General features: G+C 33.7%; 5 protein-coding genes and 1 pseudogene. All 6 read right to left on the bottom strand.

Annotated features, from left to right (window positions below):
• Positions 1-93: 93 nt before the first annotated feature.
• Entirely contained in the window at positions 94-363 is a 270-nt protein-coding gene (locus EJP82_RS27615; RefSeq protein WP_127195291.1) for a hypothetical protein, read from the bottom strand.
• A gap of 208 nt (positions 364-571) precedes the next feature.
• Positions 572-1456, bottom strand: a complete 885-nt coding sequence (locus EJP82_RS27620) for a hypothetical protein (protein ID WP_127195292.1) — start codon at positions 1454-1456, stop codon at positions 572-574.
• Between the two features lie 642 nt (positions 1457-2098).
• Entirely contained in the window at positions 2099-2428 is a 330-nt protein-coding gene (locus EJP82_RS27625; protein ID WP_341189109.1) for a hypothetical protein, read from the bottom strand.
• 4 nt (positions 2429-2432) lie between these two features.
• Positions 2433-2798 (bottom strand): annotated as a pseudogene (locus tag EJP82_RS27630) (DnaB-like helicase C-terminal domain-containing protein); the annotation flags it as partial.
• Positions 2799-2959: 161 nt separating this feature from the next.
• The gene (locus EJP82_RS27635; RefSeq protein ID WP_127195293.1) at positions 2960-3487 is read right to left on the bottom strand and encodes a hypothetical protein; all 528 of its coding nucleotides are present in this window, start codon (positions 3485-3487) and stop codon (positions 2960-2962) included.
• A gap of 28 nt (positions 3488-3515) precedes the next feature.
• Complete coding sequence (locus EJP82_RS27640; protein ID WP_127195294.1) at positions 3516-3947, bottom strand: hypothetical protein; 432 nt, start codon at positions 3945-3947, stop codon at positions 3516-3518.
• Positions 3948-4966 lie beyond the last annotated feature (1019 nt).

Genomic DNA, 4966 nt, shown 5'->3' on the forward strand with positions numbered 1-4966 from the left:
ACCATGGTGGCGATCATCTCAAGATGCGCGAATTCCTCTGTACATATAAGTTATCATTTAGCTGATTTCCAATAGGAAGCTTCCGTAATATTTTCATTTTTTAACTTTATTCGGAAGATTAAAATACTCAACAATAAGTATAAGTAAACCTAAAAAAAATAAAATAACCCCCAGAACAAAGGGAGCACCTAAAAATAAGCTCTGCTCATTACTTAAATCCATTGCCCCAAATATTGCAAACCATAGTTTAGTCCCTCTCCAAACATCGACGGTTGGGAAGAGTTCTGAAGCTAACGTTATAATTCTTAAGCAGATCGCCGTTCCAATAGCGATAAATGTAATACCAATAATTGTTTTTTTCATTTCTTTCCCCCATCAATAATACATTTTATTATTCACAATCAAAAAATAGAATAAGCTATATATTAACATGAAAGTCAATCTAATATTTTCATTTAATAACTATATTATCATTAGTCAACGAAATAATTAAGTCTATAGCTTTCAATATATGTTAAAAAACACTCCCCTCTCGTACAACTAAGTGAGGGGGAGTGTTATTTAAATAAAATTATACATTAGGGGCACCAGTTGGTGGTGTTGGGGTTGTTGCTGTTAAACTTTGACTAGTATTAATTCTTGACCAATACTCATTAGATTTTGTAATAAGAGAATAATTTGATCCTGTTTTTGTATAATAATAAGTATTTATTGCACCCCCAGCGTAGATCATTAGATAGTATTCCCCAGAGTATTGGTCAAGTTTATACTTGATATATGGTCTATATCCCCACGCTGTCCAAGCTGGAACATTTGCGCCTTGAGATATAGTAGAAGTTTGTTCCACGCTTGCTGATGCGCTAAAGCCAAATTTATTCTTGATTTCTACAGCACCTTCAAATCCTATATCCCTACTAATTTTTAATGTTTTTGTATAAGAAACTGTTATAGCAACAGCAGAACGATAATTATCTTCAGTGACCCAATCCCTATTAAAGGTAACACGATTTTCAGATGAAGTTAATTTTGGCTCTTTACTCCAGCCTCGGCCTACAACTTGTCCATCAGCATAAAACGGTGTTATATCCTGTGTAGTCACTCTTGATTGTGTATCTGAGGACATTATTTTATCAATAGTACTATTGATATTTTTAATATTTTCAGAATATTTTACTTTATCTGTATTGTAAAACTTTAATAAGGAATTTCTAAATGTCTCCTTATCGATAATCTTACCTGTAGACTTGTCAACCCCCTCTAAGTCAACAACTTTCTCCACTCTGATAAGACCCGAAGTAGTAGGAGCATCTTCGTAAATAGTTGAACTTTCTAACTCGTCCACTGTTTTAGAACTTACTACTTGAACTTTTTCTTCTGAAGCAAATACAGCTATACTGGAAAAAGAAGTCAGTCCAACAACACAAAGACAAATAGCTATTTTTTTAAAATTAACCATTTAAACCCTCCTTTAACATTTTTTGAAGTCTTCGCTAGTATATATTTAAACACATTAACTGTCAATCTTTTTTTTGGAAGTATTATATTTTTATAGTTAATTTTTTAATATTTTCCAATATAAACCTGTTAATATATTAAACGTACAATTCAACTATATACTTGTAAAATCGATAAATAGAGGTAACTTAAGTAGTAGTAATAATGTTGATTATTGGAGTTTCGTCTATGGTGCAGCATCAAATTACCAAATAACAATACTACCTCCAGAAGATTATTATTATGTAATCAATTATCAAAAAGTCGGTGACAAATATCTTTATGTCTCTACGCATTTTGGTGGATAGGGTAGTGGTATCTACTTTACATTACCAGGACTAAGCAGTAGTGGAGTTATTCCGGAATATTACGTAAATATATTCAACGTCCAAGGGGTTCTGGAACGCATGACCACCGCAGAGCGTAACACCATTATGGAATTACATTGTCAACATTAAAGCGTACTTGTCCAACCGTAGACGCTCCTGAAGCTTTTAAGTCGTCACCTGCATCTTTAAGGGTTTTCATTATTCCGACAAGTTGTCTTAGCTCGGATATTTGATCCGTCAACGTCTAAATTGCCATCTTTTCTTTACTTTTCTACTCAAAATACCCCCTCCTTTTTGCACAATGCTTTATGTGAAAATTTTATAAAACTCAGCAAAAGGTCAACTAACTTTTCCCGCTGGTATACTGCCCTACACTCAATCCATCTTTTGTTACCTGGGCGACGACCGGTTTCAAGCCACTCTATGACATATTCAAGTTCACTTATTATCCCTTCACGTCCACCGATTACTTTTTTATCATCTGCGTCAGCTCGACTATATGCTCGCTCGGCACTCTTTAAAGCTCGTTGATAATTATCAACTGTCGCAAGCCCCAAATCTATCATTTGTGAAGGAGCTGGTATACAACTTAATACCTTTGCCATATCATCAGGCTCCTTTATGCGTGTCGTGTCCTCGATCATAACTAACAAATTTACTAAAGTCCTTCATAAAGACAAGCTTGACTGTACCGACTGGGCCGTTACGCTGCTTAGCAATAATAAATTCAACGATATTCTTTTCCTCTGAATCATGGTTGTAATAATCATCTCGATACAGGAATGCAACGATATCGGCATCCTGTTCTATTGACCCAGATTCTCGAAGGTCGGACATCATCGGACGTTTGTCCTGCCGTGACTCTACTGCACGACTTAATTGAGATAAAGCAATTACAGGCACATTGAGTTCACGCGCAAGTTGCTTGAGCTTTCGAGATATTTCGGAAACTTCTTGCTGCCGATTGTCTCCACGGCGATCAGATTTTATTGAGGTAGAGATCGCCAAATTATCGGGCAGACTCGATATATTACCTGTTGAAAAAATAGAAACTGCTTTGGGAGCACCTAAATAAGGAGTTCCGATAGTTATTAATTTATCAACCGCATTCACTTGTCTTATATATTCAGTCGCAACTAGCCCCCCCATACATACTGTTTAGGCTTCCAAACTTGATTATTACCTACAAATAATTCACTTACCATTATACCTGGTACTACAATTACAATGTTTTTGTAGACAGTTACTGAAACCTGACCACCAAACTCAGAACTTTCATCTATTGGCTGAACACGAAAAGTATATCTACCATCATCAGGAGGATTAAATTCAAATATGTTATGGTATGCATTTCCAGTATACTGTGAATATGTTTGTTCCCAACCATCTTCCCGAGTTACTGTTATTTGGACCGGGTGTGTTTCAAGAAAGCTGTAATGAATATCAATTGCATTCCCATATTCACTAAAGTAATCATCAACCCATACATCAGTACTTCTGGTGCCAATTCCATTGCTTGTGGAGGACATTGTTGAGGTGCTTCTCTGTTCCTGTAGTATATTTGAACTACCACTATTATCAGCAAAAACAAAATTATTAAATATGGGAAGTTGTATAATAAAGCACAAAAATATTATTATAATATTTGTCATAATCTTTCGCATATTTTCTCCTCCTGCTATTCTATTTTCATTAATCAATCTCCATAATTTTACATATTTCGAATGGAAAACAACTTGTGATTGATTTGTTTTCATCAATTAAGACATCAATATAAGTAGTTCTACCTTTAGTGTAGAAAGTAATATTTATATCCCCATCAGGCAACTTTTCCAGTAATGTATCCACTTCATTTCTCTTGAATTGGCCATTCAATATTCTTACTAATACAATCGTTACCCTTACACCATATTCTTTCGTTTGTTTCTTACTTTCTGACACATCAATTTCATAAGGAAGACCGGTTTGCTTTAATATCGTAGAAATTTGCTCGATTGTTTTATTTTGTTCTTTTTTAGTAGGAATTGATAAGTAATGATCAAAATTAGTAACTATAACAGGAGCAGCTAATAGAAAAAAAATAAATATATATATATTGAGCGAAACAAAGGATTTATTTTTCACTTTCTTGAAATGATAACGCAATGACAAAAAAAATAAAAAAAAATTAACAGTAACAATAAGACCCAATTAAATACACTATTAATATGATAAGTCGAAAAGATAATATTACCAATTACGAAGCTGGTCGATCCGCCCAATAAACAACTAGCAATCAATAATAATAAGTTAGCACTCCAATTTTTTTTCAATAACTTTCTACCTTCCATTTCCTTAGAAGTAAAATTAAGTATATTTTTTTACATGTCGAATACTGTTGAATTTTGGAATTAACGATCACTTTTTATATTTTGAATATTATGGAAAAACTTGGACACACGATAGTCCAGTTGAAGGGGGGAGCTTTTTTATGAGCTTTTGAAGAAAAAACGGAAATCTCTGAGGAACGAAAGAAGACGATCTTAGAGAAAAAATGCTAGAATGATAACCTAACATATACTAGCGCACCTAATAGTAGTTGGCCTCCCTAATACCGGAATTAACAAAAAAAGAAGAAAATTTGAAAGTATATTCTTTGAAATTCCCCTCCTCTATTACTAGTAATAATTAACAGTTATAGATTTAATTAATTTCTTAGAAAATCCATTTTTGAAGGCTATCAATAAGTCGCAAAAATGGATAAAAAATACAAGATTCCTTGACTTAAACTATCGGTAAATTTTTTCTTAAAATTAATAGTTGTTCTAGATATTAATTGTCAACTTTGTTACAACATCCAATTAACACTAAAGGCCCAGTATTAAAACTAATATATCTGATCCACGTACTTTAGCGATCCCCATCCATTACGATTTTAGTTATTGAACCTCAAAAATAAGGTGCTATTTTGTGAATTCAACTCAAATAAATGCTTGTATCGTGCATGCGCAACGGATTTATCCAGCTCGATTCAAAAGTTAGTTACTCAAACTAACCCGTAAGTGGTCACATTTTAGTGGCCAACTTACGGGTTAGTTAAAAAACTTCTTCTGTTATTTCCTCAAAACACCTTCTTCTGCCCACGATCATCCTTCAAAATCTCC

It is taken from the genome of Paenibacillus anaericanus (genome assembly GCF_003994475.1).
Taxonomy (GTDB): Bacteria; Bacillota; Bacilli; order Paenibacillales; family Paenibacillaceae; genus Fontibacillus; species Fontibacillus anaericanus.